This is a genomic window from Actinomadura sp. J1-007 (genome assembly GCF_009793335.1).
Classification (GTDB): Bacteria; Actinomycetota; Actinomycetes; order Streptosporangiales; family Streptosporangiaceae; genus Spirillospora; species Spirillospora yumaensis.
The window spans coordinates 2,474,092-2,489,981 of record NZ_WING01000001.1 but is presented as its reverse complement, the minus strand read 5'-3'; the positions used below and the strand labels follow the sequence as shown (position 1 = coordinate 2,489,981).

General features: G+C 72.6%; 13 protein-coding genes. 10 read left to right on the top strand and 3 right to left on the bottom strand.

Features of this window, described 5'->3' with window-relative positions:
- Nucleotides 1-227 precede the first annotated feature (227 nt).
- From GEV43_RS11235 to GEV43_RS11215, 5 genes are all read left to right on the top strand, one after another.
- Nucleotides 228-1,301 carry a hypothetical protein gene (locus GEV43_RS11235; protein ID WP_160820638.1) on the top strand — a complete coding sequence of 358 codons (1,074 nt, stop codon included), beginning with the start codon at nt 228-230 and terminating at the stop codon, nt 1,299-1,301.
- 280 nt (nt 1,302-1,581) lie between these two features.
- Nucleotides 1,582-2,412, top strand: a complete 831-nt coding sequence (locus tag GEV43_RS11230; RefSeq protein ID WP_309239589.1) for an AraC family transcriptional regulator — start codon at nt 1,582-1,584, stop codon at nt 2,410-2,412.
- Nucleotides 2,413-2,499: 87 nt separating this feature from the next.
- Nucleotides 2,500-2,892, top strand: coding sequence for a VOC family protein (locus GEV43_RS11225; protein ID WP_160820637.1), 393 nt, complete (start codon nt 2,500-2,502; stop codon nt 2,890-2,892).
- 169 nt (nt 2,893-3,061) lie between these two features.
- Nucleotides 3,062-3,961 (top strand): N-acetylmuramoyl-L-alanine amidase, encoded by a 900-nt coding sequence (locus GEV43_RS54780; RefSeq protein WP_160820636.1) that lies wholly within the window; start codon nt 3,062-3,064, stop codon nt 3,959-3,961.
- 108 nt (nt 3,962-4,069) lie between these two features.
- Nucleotides 4,070-4,687, top strand: coding sequence for a dihydrofolate reductase family protein (locus GEV43_RS11215; protein WP_160820635.1), 618 nt, complete (start codon nt 4,070-4,072; stop codon nt 4,685-4,687).
- Nucleotides 4,688-4,839: 152 nt separating this feature from the next.
- On the opposite strand, the gene GEV43_RS11210 is transcribed toward GEV43_RS11215, so the two are convergent.
- Nucleotides 4,840-5,259 carry an excalibur calcium-binding domain-containing protein gene (locus tag GEV43_RS11210; protein WP_160820634.1) on the bottom strand — a complete coding sequence of 140 codons (420 nt, stop codon included), beginning with the start codon at nt 5,257-5,259 and terminating at the stop codon, nt 4,840-4,842.
- A 531-nt stretch (nt 5,260-5,790) separates the two neighbouring features.
- On the opposite strand from GEV43_RS11210, the gene GEV43_RS11205 reads away from it, so the two are divergent.
- From GEV43_RS11205 to GEV43_RS11190, 4 genes are all read left to right on the top strand, one after another.
- Complete coding sequence (locus GEV43_RS11205; protein WP_160820633.1) at nt 5,791-7,248, top strand: FAD-binding protein; 1,458 nt, start codon at nt 5,791-5,793, stop codon at nt 7,246-7,248.
- Nucleotides 7,249-7,612: 364 nt separating this feature from the next.
- Complete coding sequence (locus GEV43_RS11200; protein WP_160824460.1) at nt 7,613-8,344, top strand: response regulator transcription factor; 732 nt, start codon at nt 7,613-7,615, stop codon at nt 8,342-8,344.
- Between the two features lie 1,076 nt (nt 8,345-9,420).
- A complete protein-coding gene (locus GEV43_RS11195) occupies nt 9,421-10,827 on the top strand; it encodes a cell wall metabolism sensor histidine kinase WalK (protein ID WP_160820632.1) in 1,407 nt (468 codons plus the stop codon).
- A gap of 1,097 nt (nt 10,828-11,924) precedes the next feature.
- On the top strand, nt 11,925-12,818 hold the full coding sequence (locus GEV43_RS11190; RefSeq protein ID WP_241682860.1) for a S1C family serine protease: 894 nt from the start codon (nt 11,925-11,927) through the stop codon (nt 12,816-12,818).
- Nucleotides 12,819-13,295: 477 nt separating this feature from the next.
- Here the strand turns inward: GEV43_RS11190 and GEV43_RS11185 are convergent, their stop codons facing one another.
- A complete protein-coding gene (locus GEV43_RS11185; RefSeq protein ID WP_160820631.1) occupies nt 13,296-14,162 on the bottom strand; it encodes an oxygenase MpaB family protein in 867 nt (288 codons plus the stop codon).
- 118 nt (nt 14,163-14,280) lie between these two features.
- On the opposite strand from GEV43_RS11185, the gene arfB reads away from it, so the two are divergent.
- Nucleotides 14,281-14,706, top strand: coding sequence for an alternative ribosome rescue aminoacyl-tRNA hydrolase ArfB (gene arfB / locus GEV43_RS11180; protein WP_160820630.1), 426 nt, complete (start codon nt 14,281-14,283; stop codon nt 14,704-14,706).
- 355 nt (nt 14,707-15,061) lie between these two features.
- On the opposite strand, the gene def is transcribed toward arfB, so the two are convergent.
- Complete coding sequence (gene def / locus GEV43_RS11175; RefSeq protein ID WP_160820629.1) at nt 15,062-15,610, bottom strand: peptide deformylase; 549 nt, start codon at nt 15,608-15,610, stop codon at nt 15,062-15,064.
- Between the last annotated feature and the right edge of the window lie 280 nt (nt 15,611-15,890).

Genomic DNA, 15,890 nt, shown 5'->3' with positions numbered 1-15,890 from the left:
CGACGGGGCGTTCCCGTGTGGTGGGCCGCGTGCGACGGGCGTTCCCGTGTGGCCGGTGGGTTTCGTGTGGCGGGGGGTCGCGGGCCGGGGGCGGTCGGTAACCGGTGCTCCGTCGCAAGTCAACGGGCGTCCGCGTCCTGATCCGGCCGTCCGGCACGCCCCTCTTACCCACGAGTAAGCATTCCCGTACTCTTTTGGGGCGTCTTGCGATGATCTTGGGAGTGCTCATGAGAAGGAACGCGGTGCTGGCGGCGGCTACGGCCCTCACCTGCGGTGCCGGCCTCGTCCTGGCGGCCGCGCCCGCCGAGGCGGCCGGCTGGCGCAACATCGGCAGCCCGGCCCTGAACTACAACGGCAGCCTCGACCGGGTCGACTTCGCCGCGAAGGGCGCGGGCTGGGCGGTCGGCTCCAGCGGCTCGTTCTTCAGCCCCAAGGCCACCATCGCCCGTTGGGACGGCAAGGCGTGGACCGCGCAGACGAGCCCGGTCGGCTTCACCCCGACCGACGTCGCCGCCGCGAGCGCCAAGCGCGCCTGGATCGTCGGCTACGGCTGGACCGGCCCGCTCGGCCTGTACTGGAACGGCTCCAAGTGGGCCAAGGTGAGCTACCCGCTCGTCGGCCTCCCGACCCAGGTGGCCGCGGGCGCCGACGGCACCGCCTACTCCGTCGCGGGCATCGACTCGTCCGCCGGCGGGCCGAGCGCCGTGCTGCGCTGGACGGGCAGCGCGTGGACCGACGCGAAGGTCCCGCTGCCCCCGTCGTCCAGCATCACCGCCGTGGACGTCAAGTCGAAGTCGGACGTGTGGCTCGCCGGCACCACGTCCAACGGCGTCAGCGTGACGGGCATCGCCATGCACTACGACGGCAGGTCGTGGAAGCGGCTCGACCTGCCCGGCGCGATGGGCGTCCCCGCCTACCAGGGCGTCCTGCACCGCATCGTGGCGAACTCGCCGACCAACGTCTACGTGGTCAGGGTCCGGCAGAACGCCCAGATCGCCAACGCCCTCGTGCACTACAACGGCAAGACCTGGACCACGGTCCCGACCCCGCTGAACGCCGCGGGCATCGGCCTGTCGTCCGACGGCAAGGGCGGCGTGGTCATGCTGCCGATCACCAGCGGGACCAGGTCGCAGTACATGCACTACAACGGCAAGGCGTGGACGACCCTGAACGGCCCCGCCCGCACCGGGACCGTCCAGATCGGCGACCTCGACTGGCGTCCCGGCACCACCGGCATCGCCGGCGCCGGCACCGCCACCCAGCCCCAGAAGAAGACCCCCTTCCTGGAGTACTTCTCCTAAGCCCCGCTGCCGCGCCCCGCGAGCAGGCCCGGTCCGGGCGACCGTCCTCCCCGCCCGGACCCGGGCCCCGGCGGCCCCGCGAGCGCGAGCGGTCCGTTCACCGGTGTTCGGCGATGTCTCCGGCGGACGGGGGCGTCGCGCCCTCGCGCCCTCGCGTCCCCGCGTCCTCGCGTCCTCGCGTCCTCGCGCCCTCGCGTCCTCCGGCCGTCCGGGCGCGGCCGGGCACGGTGCGGGAGGCGGAGGCGTCCGGACGTGCTGGTCAAGGCCGTACGGTGGACGGGTGAGTGTCGCCGCCGATCACGTGTCCGCCGCTCTGGCGCCGTTCGTGATGTCGCTGCACGCCTACGATCTCGGGCCGGGCGGCGTGCATCGCGGGCTGCCCTCGTCCGCGGTGACGATCACGATCCCCGAGCGGGACCCGCTGGAGATCGGATGGGTCGGGCGGCGCGGCCCGGGTGAACGGCTCCGGGCCGTGGTGGCGGGTCTCCATCTGGACGCCGCCGAGCTGAGGCAGGCGGGCTGCACGCGCGGGGTGTACCTGACGCTGAGCCCGCTCGGAGCCAGGGCGCTGCTGGGTGTCCCGGCGGCGGCGCTGGCCGGGCACGCCGCCGACCTGACCGATCTCGTCCCGGCGATGGCGGAGCTGCCCGAACGGCTCGCCGCCTGCCGGTCCTGGCCGCAACGTCGCGAACTGCTCGAACGCGTCCTGCTCGCCGGGTTGGACCGGCACGGCGAGCGCGCCGACCGCCGTCCTCTGGCGGCTGCGCTGTCGGCCCTGTCCACGAACGACCGCGTACAGGACGCGGCCCGGACGCTCGGCTGCTCCCGGCGACACCTGAGCGGTGCGGTCCGCTCGGAGTTCGGGGTGACGCCGAAGCAGTACCAGCGGCTCGTCCGGTTCGAGAGGGCCCGGGGCCGGGTCGTCGCCGCGTCCCTGGCCGGACGGCTCGATCTGGCGGCGATCGCGAACACGTCGGGTTTCGCGGACCAGGCGCACCTGGCCCGGGAGTGGCGGGCCATGGCCGGATGCACCCTCACCGAGTGGCTGCGAACGGAAGGCCCGACACGTCCGACACGTCCGCCGCGCCAGGCGGCCCGCGCCCGTCCGTAGCAGGATCACGCGCGCTCGCCGCGTGGACGGCCGGGGCGTTCCCAATCGTTCAAGACCGTGGCCGCCCTTCGGTTCCAGGATGGGGGCATGGCCTTCAACGCACGCTTGTCTCCTCGTCTGATCGTGTCCGATCCGGACGGCGCTTCGGCGTTCTACCAGCAGGTTCTCTCCGCAGAGGAGGTGTTTCGCGCGCCGGGCGACGACGGGCGGCCGACCGTTGTGGATCACCGCATCGGGGACTGGTCGTTCCGGGTCTCGCCGGCCGTCGCGGCATGGGGGTGGACGTCGCCGGAGGATCTCGGCGGTTCGCCGGTCCTGATGGAGATCGAGGTCGATGATCCCGACGCGGTCGGGGCACGCATGACCGCTCACGGCGCCGAGGTGGTCGTGCCGATCGAGAACCGTCCGTACGGCAAGCGCTCCGGCCGCCTCCGCGACCCGTTCGGCCATCTGTGGATCATCACCGGCGAGCTCCGCTGAGCAGCGGCGCCCGTTGGCGATCGGCGTCGTTCCCGGTGGAGCGGGGCGTCGCCTCGACGCCGCGGGGGCGGAGGCGCAACAATGTCCAGCCTCTTCCGGTCATTTGCCATGAACCCGTCCAAGGGGTCGATCATGGACGTCGCGCCGGATCACACCAAGGGAGGCTGGGATGGACATCATCAGCCGCGCGGAGTGGGGCGCCCGCGCTCCGCGCTCGCGTTCCACGACGGACTGGTCCAGCCGGACCGAGTACGTCGTGCACTACTCCGAGGGCCCGACGGACCAGTCGGTGCGGTCCATCCAGGCGTTCCACATGGACACCCGGGGCTGGGCCGACATCGGCTACAACTTCCTCGTCGACGTCCACGGCCGGATCTACGAGGGCCGCGGCTGGCTGGTCGTCGGCGCGCACGCCCCCGACCACAACACCAGCGGCATCGGCGTCTGCATGATCGGCCAGGACGGCGACGCCACCCCGGCCGCCAAGAACGCGATCCGCCGGCTGTACGACGAGGCCGGACGCCGCGCCGGCCGTTCGCTCCGCAAGCTCGGGCACCGCGACGTCTACGCCACCAGTTGCCCCGGCGACCAGCTGTACGCGTGGGTACGGGCCGGGATGCCCGCCGACACCGACCAGGAGGACGACATGCCCGACTACGTCAGCGTGGGAACGACCGGGACCCAGGACCTCCCGCCGAGCACCTGGGTCACCGTCGACTGGGGCAAGGAGTACGCCGACGCCGCCCACCACCACTGGGACAAGGGCGGCTCGTCCCTGATCGTCGGCCCCGCCCGCTACTCGCTGTCCTGCGACGTCCGCATCGAGGGGCTCGCTCCCGGCACCGAGATCCAGGCCCGCGCGATCGAGCGCGCCGAGGAGTCCGGCGCCGTCGAGGGCGGCCCGATCGCCGAGTACCTCGCCAGCAGCGGCGCGACCTTCCTGCACTACGCCCTGCCCGCCGCGTCGGTCGGCGACGGCAGCCGCGTCCGCTTCCAGGTCATCCACTACGGCGCCGGCACGGCCAAGATCACCTCCGGCACCGCCAAAGCCTTCGCCTGGCGCACCTGACGCGGCGTACGGGCGGGAAGGATTCCGGGCGGGGACCGATGAGTTCCGGCGGCGGCGCCGGTCGAACCCAGCGAGAACGATTCATCGCGATGCCCGAGGAGCACCAGCATGCGGAAGATCACGGCAGGTCTGTTCATCTCGATCGACGGAGTCGTCGAGGACCCGCAGGACTGGCATTTCCCGTACTTCAACGAGGAGATGGGCGAGGCCGTCGACGCCCAGCTGGGTTCGGCCGACACCCTCCTGCTCGGCCGCAAGACCTACGACAGCTTCGCGGGCGCGTGGCCGGACCGCGAGAAGGCCGGCGCCGAGGACGCCGACTTCGCCAAGAAACTCGGCGACGCCCGCAAGATCGTGGTGTCGAACCAGGACCTCGACTTCACCTGGCGCAACTCCGAACAGCTCAAGGGCGACCTCATCGAGGCCGTGACCGCGTTGAAGAACGAGCCGTCCACGTCCTCCATCGGGATGAGCGGCTCGATCTCCGTCGTCCGCCCGCTCCTCGCGGCGGGCCTCCTCGACGAGCTGCACCTGATGGTCCACCCGATCGCCGTCCGCAAGGGAACGCGCCTCTTCGAGGACGCCGACACGCCCCTTCCGCTGAAGCTCATCTCCTCCAAGACCTTCACCACCGGCGTCGTCCACCTGGTCTACCGCCGCGACGACAACCCGCCCGCCGGCGACTACGAAACCGCCAAGACCGACCTCCCCCAGTCCACCGACTAGCCCGCCCCTCAAGGCCGGTCAGCCAGGCACCGATGGCGGCGAAGCCCATCACCCCCCAGCCCCGCGCCGCTTCGCTCATCGCGCCGGCCGCTGGCGATCGTGGCCAGAACGGATGACGCTCGATCTGCCTGCGCGCTGGCGCGCGGCTCCCGCTACTCGCAGACGACCCCGTCGCCGTCCCGGTCGATGTACCAGGCGTACTCGGGGTCGGAACCGCGGTAGTAAGGGCCGTGACCGGCTCGTTTGGCGGCCGCGCAGGTGCCGTAGCGCGGGTCCGTTCTCGGGGCCGCCTTGGTGCGGCGGGGCTTCGGCCTGCTGGGGCGCGGCGTGGACGGGCGGGCCTTGCGCGTACGGGACGGCCGGGCCGTGGGGGTCGGCTCCCCGGTCACCTTCGCGGGGCTGGACGGGGCGGCCGGACTGCTCGGGGCGGCGGGCGTGGCCGGGGCGGGCGTGGTCGGCTTCGGTGACGAACTGCTCGCCGCCTTCTCGCTCGGCGCGGCGGCGCCCAGCCCGGCTCCGACGACGCAGCCGCCGAGCAGGCAGACGATCGCGATCAGCACGACGGCGAGCACGGGAACGCCTTTCCGGCGTGGTGGCGGCCCGGGGGTGGTGGGTACATGGCGCTCCCGTCGTTCATGGCGGGAGGCGTGGGTGCTCCTGTGACGCGGCGCGCCAATGGGACGTTCACAAGTGGCGCGAACCGGCCAGAGCGCTACGGGGACCTGTCCGCGCGGAGGACGGCTCCTGAACGGTAGGCGCGGCAGGGAGAGCGAGGGCGGCCGGTGCGGAGGGGACGATCGTCCGGGCGCGGCTGACCGCGAGCCGTCGCGACGATCCCGGACGGCCGCGACCTGGGCCGGTGCCGGTACCGCGGACCGCGGACCGCGGGCCACGGACCGCGGTCCGCGGGGGCCATGACGACCGGTCCTGTGTGCGCGAACTCAACGGCCCGTTCTGCCTGGATGATGTTTGTCTGCCCCGCGACTAGCCCTTCTGGGTCAAAAGTCCCGTGGTAACCCTTTTGTGGCCGTCATCCGGCTTCGTGTGGGGCGTACCGTCGGCGATGATCGACGCGAGGTGACCGCGCTCCGGAGGGATCGGGTATGACGTGGCGACCGTGGAGACAGGCGTTCCTCGCGGCGGGAACGGCCGTGGTCGGCTTCGACCCGTCGACGCGCACGTGGGTCACCGACGCCGCCCGGTCTCAGGGGATGGACGACCTGCCGCCGCTGAAGGGCAGGGTGGTGACCGATCCCGCCTCGCGCGGCGAGGCGGCCGACGACTTCGGGCACCTGGTCCATCGGACCCCCGGGGCCGTGCTGGAGCCCGGCGACGTGTCGGACATCATGCTGATGATGAAGTACTGCCGGACGCACGGCGTGCAGGTGGCCGCGCGCGGCCAGGGACACGCCACGTTCGGTCAGGGCCAGGTCGCGGGCGGTCTGATCGTCGACATGTCGCCGCTCAACGCGGTCGAGGTGCGGGGGGACACGGCCGTCGTGGAGGCGGGCGCGCTCTGGAGCGGCTTGGCGCAGGCGACCCTGGCCCGCGGCCTGACCCCGCCGGTCTTCACCGACTATCTGGAGCTCTCGGTCGGCGGCACGCTCGCGGTGGGCGGTATCGGCGGCCAGACCCACCACCACGGAGCCCAGGTGGACGGCGTCGTGGAGCTGGAGGTCGTCACGGGGGACGCCGCCCTGAGGAGGTGTTCCGCGCGGCTGCGCCCCGACCTGTTCCGCGCGGTGCTGGCTGGAAGGGGACAGTGCGGCATCATCGCCAAGGCCACCGTTCGCCTGCTGCCCGCCCCCGCGAAGGTCCGCCACTACCTGCTCTCCTATCCGAGCGTCGCGGCGCTGACCGCCGACCAGCGGCGCGTGGTCGACGACGGCCGCTTCGCCTACGTGGAGGGAGAGCTCGGGCTGCCGACCGACTCCGCCGGCTGGACTCACCAGCTTGAAGCGGTCGCCTTCTTCGACGGCCCGACCCCGCCCGACGACGCCACCCTTCTCGGCGGCCTGAGCGACGAGCCCGGCAAGCGGCAGATCAACGACATGTCCTACTTCGAGTTCCTCAACCGGCTCGCCACGGGCGTCGCCTACCTGAAGTCCACAGGCGAGTGGTACCGCCCGCACCCCTGGTGGAACATGTTCCTGCCCGCGAGCCGTACCGACGCCTTCGTCGAGGCCGCCATCAAGGATCTGACCGAGACCGAGGTCGGCGCCAGCGGCGTGGTCCTGCTCTATCCGTTCCCCCGCGCCCGCCTGCAACTGCCCCTGCTGCGCCTGCCCGACGAGGAGACGGTCTTCCTCTTCACACTGCTCAGAACCGCCTCGGCCGGAGCCGAGAGCCCGCAGGCCATGGTGGAGGCCAACCGTTCCCTCTACCTGCGCGCCCGAGCCGTCGGGGGCTACCAGTACCCGGTCGGCTCCATACCCACCACGCCTGAGGAGTGGCGCACCCACTACGGCCCCGCATGGGCCGCCTTCAAAACGGCCCGCGAACGCTTTGACCCCGACGCGATCCTCACCCCGGGCCAGGGCATCTTCCCTCCGGACCCGTAAGGCCCGCCCTCGTCCTCGGCATCTTCGCCGACGCGGGCCTGGACGAACGCGACGCCGTACTGCACTACCTGGTCTTCAACGACCTCTCCAGCCAGGGGAGCGCGACGTCCTGCTCCGGCTGCGCGCCGCCAAGCCGTTCCTCTGCGCTGTCGAGCCGGGCCTCCGTGCGGCCGAGCCGTTCCTCGGTGCCGTCACGTCCGAGCAGGTCTTCGCCGCTGAACTCGACATGATCGTCCTGGCCGTCGCCACGGAAGCCGTCCCGGGGGTGCAGGACGCGAGGCTCGGCTAATCCTGGGCGAACGTTCAGGTGGCCTTCAGCTTCGGGTGGGAACCTCTGCGAAGATGATGGAGGGGGAACGTGTCTGTGGCTGATCGTACGGCGAACGGTGGGGGCAGGGCGCCGGAGGCGCTGCTGCTCGTCGTCGAGGACGAGCCCAACATCCTTGAACTGCTCGCCGGGAGCCTGCGCTTCACCGGTTTCGAGGTGGTGACCGCGACCAACGGCGCCGACGCCGTCGCCGCGGCGCGGCGCCACCGGCCCGACCTGATCGTCCTGGACGTGATGCTGCCCGACATCGACGGGTTCGACGTCGCGCGGCGGCTGCGTTCGGGCGGCGACCACACGCCGGTGCTGTTCCTGACGGCCCGCGACGCGGTACAGGACCGGATCAAGGGCCTGACAATCGGCGGTGACGACTACGTCACCAAGCCGTTCAGCCTGGAGGAGGTCATCGCCCGCATCCGCGCGGTGCTGCGGCGGTTCCGGGGCGGCCAGGCCGAACCGCCGCCCCGCATGGTCTTCGCCGACGTCGAGCTGGACGAGGACAGCCACGAGGTCTGGCGCGGCGGCAGAACGATCCAGCTCTCGCCGACGGAGTTCAAGCTCCTGCGCTACTTCATGGCGAACGCGGGCCGCGTCCTGTCCAAGGCGCAGATCCTCGACCACGTCTGGAACTACGACTTCCGCGGCGACGCGGGCATCGTCGAGTCGTACGTCTCGGCCCTGCGCCGCAAGGTCGACAACGCCGAGCCACGCCTGATCCACACCTTGCGCGGCGTCGGCTACGTCCTCCGCGAGCCGCAGAACACGGGCTGATGACCGCCCGACCCGACCGCCCCGCAGGCCCACCCGGCTCAGACCCTCCGGAAGGCCCGCTTCCGCGGCCCACTCCACCCGCCCGTTCTGCGGAACGGTTGTCGGACGGCGACCCGGACGCGAGCACGGCCCAGCCAAATCCAAAGCCGGAGCCGGAGCCGGAGCTGGGGCCGGAAGCCTCGACGGCCCAAACTTGGACGCCGCCAGAAGACGACCCGAGCACGGACAGGACCCCGCCGGAGGCTGTCCAGCCTGAGTCGCCGCCGGAGGCGGAGACGAGCACGAGCAAGATCGCCTCGGAGGCGGAAGGGGAGGCGGAGGCGGCCCAGCCTGGGACGTCACCGGAGGGCGATCCGGGGCTGGGCAAGGTCACGGTGGAGCCTGCAACGGTTCAGCCTTGGGCGACGCCTGCGAGTGAGCCGAATGCGGGCGAACTTCCGGGGGAGGCCCGGGCAGGAGCGGCCTGGACGCCGCCTGGCCTAGAGACCTCTTCGGGAACGCCGTCGTCCGGGAGTGCCGGAGGTACGGGCCGGGCTGAGGCACACGGCTCGGAGGCGGACGGCCAGAGCTTCGGAGCGACCGCCTATCCCAGTTACCAGCCAGGGACGGCGTCCGCCAGTCCTCCGGGGTCCGGCGGCGCTCAGGGCCCTGCGGGTTCCCCGGTCCTCGCCGGGCATCCGGGCGTCGGTAGTCCTCTGGGCGTCGCCGGTCCTGCGGCCCCGGGCGGCCCTCACGGCGCAGGCCCAAGCGGTCCTCATGCAACAAGCGTGGACGGCCCTTACGGCCTAGGAGCGGGCGGTGCGTACGGGCCAGGCCCGGTCGGTCCTCACGGACCCGGGCCCGGCGGTCCTTACGGCCAAGGATCGGCCGGCCCGCAAGGCCCAGGTTCAGGCGCCCCTCACGGAACGGGTCCAGGCGGCCCTCACGGAACGGGTCCAAGTGGCCCTCACGGAACGGGTCCGGGGGGTCCTCAAAGTTCGCGGGGTGGTCGAGGGGCGCCCTGGGCGTGGGGGGCTCGGGGGCGGGCGGAGCGGCTGGGGGAACGCGTTCCGCTGCGGGTCAAGCTGATCGCGGGGATGCTCGTTCTGGTCACGCTCGGCCTGACCGTGATGAGCGTCGCCGGTTCGTCCGTTCTGCGCGAGTACCTGGTGGGGCGCGCGGACGATCAGCTTCGCAGCACGGTGTCCCGCGCGATCCCGACCGTGATCACGCAGATGCGGAACGGCGAGACGCGGTTCTACATCCGCGTTCCGAGCGAGATGTACGGGCAGGTCCGCAATCCCGACGGGCAGGTCGTCTCCGAGAACGGCGCGTGGGGCGAGCCGGGACGGCCGCGCCTGCCCGGCGACCTGGCCGACCGGCTGGACGAGCCGTTCACGGTGTCGGGCAGCGGCGGGTCGGGCTCGCCGTGGCGGGTCCTCGTCGAGCCGATCCCGGGCGGCGGGACGCTCGTCCTCGGGCTCAGCATGGACGAGATCGAACGCACCGTCCGCCGCCTCGTCGTCATCGACGTGATCGTCGGCGCGGCCGTCCTCGCGGTCCTGACGGCCCTCGGGATCTGGGTCGTACGGGCGAGCCTGCGGCCGTTGCGGGACATCGAGCGGACCGCCGGGGCGATCGCCGCCGGCGACCTCTCGCAGCGGGTCCCCGAGGGCGACGTCAACACCGAGATGGGACGGCTCGGGCGTTCGCTCAACGCGATGCTGGCGCAGATCGAAGCCGCGTTCGGGGCGCGGGCGGAGTCGGAGGCGACCGCGCGACGTTCGGAGGAGACGGCCCTACGTTCGGAGGAACGGATGCGGCGCTTCGTCGCGGACGCGAGCCACGAACTGCGCACGCCCCTCACGGCCATCCGCGGGTTCGCCGAGTTCTACCGTCAGGGCGCGGCCCGTACGCCCGAGGAACTGGACCGGCTCATCGGGCGGATCGAGCAGACCGCGTCCCGCATGGGCCTGCTGGTCGAGGACCTGCTGCTGCTCGCCCGCCTGGACCGGCAGCGCCCCATCGAACGGCGCCCGGTCGACCTGCTCGCGGTCGCCGCCGACGCCGTCCAGGAGACCCGCGTGCTCGCCCCGTCCCGGCAGGTGGACCTCTCGGTCGAGGGCGGCGTCGCGTACCAGGTGCTCGGGGACGAACCGCGCCTGCGCCAGGTCCTCGGCAACCTGCTGACGAACGCCGTCGCGTACACCCCCGACGGCACGCCGATCGAGGTCAGGCTCTCGCCCGGCACGCTGAACGGCGTGCAGGCGGCCGTCTGCGAGGTCGCCGACCAGGGCCCCGGCCTGGCCCCCGAGCAGGCCGAACGCGTCTTCGAGCGCTTCTACCGCGCCGACGCGTCCCGCAGCCGCGAGGACGGCGGAACGGGCCTCGGCCTCGCCATCGTCGCCGCGCTCGTCGCCGCCCACGAGGGCCGCGTCGAGGTGGACTCCACCCCCGGCGAGGGCGCCGTCTTCCGCGTCCTCCTGCCGCTCGCCCCCGACTGACACCGGCCGCCCCGGTCGTCTCCGGGTACTGCGCGAAGCTTGGGCGATGATTCAGGGTGCGTTCAGGTAGGTCGGTTTACCTAGGTCGCACAGGGCGCCCCCCGTCCTCCGCAGGCGGAGCCGGGGGCGCGCGCCCTGGCCAACGTCCCAGGCACCGTGGCCGGGGGGATCAACCGCCGCAGGTCCCTCCGGCCACGGTTTTTTCGTGCCTCGCCTTCATTCAGGTGACTTTCAGGTACGCCTCAGGGGGGTTGCAGGCAAGGGGCCCATATTCGTAGGTGAGTGAACGACAGGGGGACCACAATGACCGCCGATCAGCCGAACTTCGCTCCGCCACCCGACGACCCGGGCACGGCCCACCAGGGCCGCCAGGGCCTGGGCCACCAGGGTCCGACGTCGCGTACCGCCCCGACGGCATCCCCGCCGGAGGCGCCCGCACCAACGAGCCGACGGACGCTGAATCCGAGGCGGCGTACGGCTCCGAGCAATCCGCCTCCCAGCCGTACGGGCCCGAGGCGTACGGCTCCCAGCCCTCCGGAGCCTCCGGGGCTGAGGCGTACGGGCCCGGGGAAGCGCGTTCAGAGGATTCCCAGCCTGAGGCTTACGGGTCCGAGAGCGGCCGGTCCGAGACTCTCGAATTCGGGGGTGCGGACGCCTCCGGTGGTGCCGCCGGTGCTTCGTCCGCTGGGGCGTGGCAGGTTGCTCCCGCGACGGACGAGTCCGCCGACCACTGGGTCGCCGGCCCCTCCGGGCCGCGCGAGCGCACCGGTCCAGGCGACACCGCGACGGGACCGTACGGCAGCGGAACGGCTTTCGGCGCTGCGGCCCCCGACACGTTCGCCGCAGGCCCGCCGCCCGGACGCGGCTTCGCCCCCGGACCACAACCGCCCAACACCCCGTCCACTGGAACCCCCATGAACACCTCCTCCGCCGGAACACCGATGGGCACGCCGCCCACCGCGCCGCACATGAACGCCCCCTCGGCCGGACCGCACATGAACGCGCCGTCCGCCGGCCCGGCCATGGGTGCGCCGTCCGGCGGAGCGCGGGAGCCCGGCATGCCGCCTTTCGGGTCACCGATGGGTCCGATGGGACCCATGGGGCCGTACGGAGGTGGGCCCGCCGGTCCGCCGCCGCCCCCGCCGTTCCCGAACCGTGGCCGCGCCTGGAATCTGCGGCAGAAGCTCCTCGCCGGAGGCGCCGCGCTCGCGCTCGCCCTCGCCGCAGGCGGGGTCGGCGCGGCCGTGTCGACGGCGCTGACCAGCAACGACACCGTCGCCTCCGGGCCGACCGCCGTGTCCGGCGCGGCCAGCAAGGGCGGTACGGCGGCGCAGGTCGCCAAGGCCGTCCAGCCGAGCGTGGTGTCCATCCAGGCCCGCACGGGCGCGGGCGGCTCCGGTGGCTCGGGCGTCGTCCTGCGCTCGGACGGCGTGATCATGACGAACGCGCACGTGGTGGCGGGCGCGGAGCAGGTCGCGGTGAAGTTCGCGGACGGCAGGACGGCGCAGGCGCGCGTCCTCGGCGCCGACACCAAGAGCGACATCGCCCTGATCAAGGCCGAGAACGTGTCCGGTCTGAAGCCCGCCGCGCTCGGCAACAGCGACGCGCTCGCGGTCGGAGACGAGGTGCTCGCCGTCGGGAGCCCGCTCGGGCTGGACGGCTCGGTGACGTCCGGCATCGTCAGCGCGCTCGGCCGCGAGATCAAGGAGGGCGACTCCGGGGGCGGCGGCGGGCAGGACCTGCCGCCGGGGCTCGGCCAGCTCTCCCGGCAGGAGAGCACAGTGATCAAGAACGCGATCCAGACGGACGCGGCGATCAACCCGGGCAACTCCGGCGGCGCGCTCGTCAACTCCGCCGGCCAGGTGATCGGGATCAACACCGCGATCGCGACGTCCGGCAGCAACTCGGGCAACATCGGCGTCGGCTTCTCGATCCCGATGAACGAGGCGAAGAAGGTGGCCACCCAGATCCTCGCGAACGGCACCACCTGACCGTTCGCGCGAGAACTCACCGGTGGCCGTCGTCCGGACTTTGCTCTGGGGGGAGCGGGCGGACGGGCGGCGGCCCCGGTGAACGGTCGCCGGGAGCCGGGCCGGGCTCTCGACGGCCGCGCATGGGAGAGCATGGCCGCGTGCCCCTGGGCCCCCGGGGACACGCGGCCATGCGACATCCCGCCCCACCGGGATCACCCGAACAGCCACCCCAAGGCCCTAGCCCCAACCGACCGGACCGGCAGTCCCGACCGGACGGCCCATCCGCAGCCTCCACGGCCAGCCCTCGTCCAGCAGCCCTCGTCCAGCAGCCCTCGTCAAGCAGCCCCCGTCCAGCAGCCGCCGTCCGGTAGCCGCCGTCCGGTAGCCGCCGTCCGGCCGACCCGTCCGGTAGCCGCCGTCCAGTCAGCCCGCGGCGGCCCGCCCGGTGGCCCTCGATCGGCCGCTCCAGAGCAGCCCGATCGGACGGAGCGCGCGTCAGGCGGCGGGGCTCTCGGGGGCCTCGGCGGGGTCGGTGGACTTGACTGAGATGGTAGGGCGGCGCTGCGGGCCCAGCTTGGCGAGCATCCGGCGCGTGGTGAACAGGTAGTACTCGCGGGGCAGCGTGCGGATGCGCACGGGCACCCTCGGATAGACGATCGAGAGGGTCGAGACGAGGAGCTTGAAGCGCCGTTCGCGGGCGGCGTCCCACTTCCAGCCGTACTGCTCGCGGATCGGGGCGGGCATCAGTCCCGCGGTGAGCAGCCGGATCGCCGCGAGGCCGGGCGCGGCGGCGGGTCCCACGGGCAGCTTCGGGTTCAGGACCTGCTCGGCGATGGCCCGCGAGGCGTCAGTGATCCGGATCGTCCCGATCATGTGCGCGTAGTACTCGCGGAACTCCGGGTACGTCGCGGGCATCCGGTCCTCGGGACATCCGAGAATCGTCGCGTAGATCTTGGCCTGCCCGTAGAACTCCTCCAGCTCCCGTTCGTCGAACTCGCGGCGGAACAGGAGCTGGTAGAACTGCACGGCCACGGCGAACAGCGTGGAGGCGACCCACACCTGGAGTTCGGGGTCGTTGGCCTCGTAGCCGGGCCCAGTGACACTCTCGTGCCCCTTGCGCACCAGGGCGCTGAACCGTTCCGCCTCCTCCCGCGTGCCGAACTGCACCGCGTACAACCAGCCCATGGTGTTGCGCAGGCGCCGGAGCGGGTCGTCGGCGGTGTAGCTGTGGTCGTACACGCCCTGCGCGACCTTCGGGTGGGCGGTCTGGAGCAAGGAGGCGACCCCGCCCGCCGCGATGAGCGCGCCCTCGCGGCTGACGACGCGGATGAGGTCGCCGTCCTGGAACAGTCCATCGGTCATGCCCCCAGTGTAAGTAAGTACTTGCGCGGCGGTCGAGTGGTACGGGCAGCCCGTGCCGGCGCGCGCGGGGCGGGAAAACGGGGCGACATGATCGGCGGAGGGCGGGGATAATCGAGACATGCCCGACCAGATCCATGTCCGCGGCTCGGTCTCCGTCCCGGAGTCCGAGCTCGGCTGGCGCTTCTCCCGTTCCTCGGGACCGGGCGGGCAGCATGTGAACACGAGCGCGACGGCCGCCGAGCTCTCGTTCGACGTGGCGGGCTCGCCGTCGATCCCCGAGCCGCTGAAGGCCCGCGCGCTCGAACGCCTCCAGGGGCGCCTCGTCCGCGGCGTCCTCACGATCCGCGCCGAGGAATACCGCTCCCAGCAACGCAACCGCGACGCCGCACGCGCCCGGCTGGCCGCGCTCCTGTCGGACGCGCTCGCGCCGCCCCCGAAGAAGCGGATCCCGAAGAAGATCCCGCGCGGCATCAACGAACGCCGCCTCCAGAACAAGAAGCGCCGCTCAGACGTCAAACGCCAACGCTCCTCCCGCTGGGACTAACCCCCGCCGCAAGCGGCGAAGAACCACCCCCGCGAACGAGCTCGTTCCTCGAAAACCCCCGCCCCGCCGTACGGAACGGGCCGTTACCCGGGCCCGGTTGCTCCACGGGCCGAGCCGCCGTACGGGCCGAGCCGCCGTACGGGTCGAGTCGCCGCACTGCGCAAGACACCAGACGGCCCAAGCAGCCGGAGGGGCCCGATACGCCGGACGAGTTGGGACGCCGAACGGGGCAAGAGGCCGAACGGGGCGGGAGGCCGAACCGGCCCAGTCGCCAACCCGGCCCAGTCGCCAACCCGGCCCAGTCGCCGACCCGGTTGAGCCGCCGGGGCTTCCGGGGGGCCAGGTTCGGGGCGGGTCAGGGGTGGCGGCGGATGGCTCGCATGGCTTCGCGGCGGGCTTCGCCTGAGAGGACGTCGATGTAGACGTGGCCGTCGAGGTGGCCGCATTCGTGCTGGAGGCAGCGGGCGAAGTAGCCGGTGCCCTCGACGCGGACCGGTTTGCCCTTGATGTCGACGCCCTCCACCACGGCGTGGGCCGAACGGGGTGTGGCGAAGTTCATGCCGGGGACCGACAGGCAGCCCTCGCGTTCGACGAGCGTCTCGCCGTCGGCGGTCACCAGGACGGGGTTGATCACGTGGCCGACGTGGCGGCGGCCTCGGTCGTCGTTGCAGTCGTAGACGAACGCCCGCAGGGGGACGCCGACCTGGTTGGCCGCGACGCCCGCGCCGTCCTGCTCGTACATGGTGACGAACATGTCGTCGATGAGGCGGGCGAGTGAGGCGTCGAACGTCCGGACCGGGTCGCACTCGGTGCGTAGGACGGGGTCGCCGAGGAGGCGGATCGGGCGCGCGGTGCCCGGATGGTCGCCGCGCCGGTCCGTACGGGTAACGGTCCTCTTGCTCATCCCAAGATCGTACAAAACGTGCGCCCGCCCGCGGTGCCGAGCCGCGGGCGGGCGCACGTCGTGCCGGGAAGGGTTCAGGCTGGGTCTCCGGGGCCCCGGCCGGGCTGCGGCGGGACGGGGCCGGGACCGGACGGGCCGGGGCCCTCGTCGTCCACCGGCGGGCGGACGGGCTTGGCCTGCGGCGGAACGTGGGGCGCCGGGGCGGGGCCGTCCGCGGCCGGCGGTTCCGGCGGCTCGGGCTTCTTGATCGTCGGGGCGGTCTGCGGGAGCGGCGAGGCCG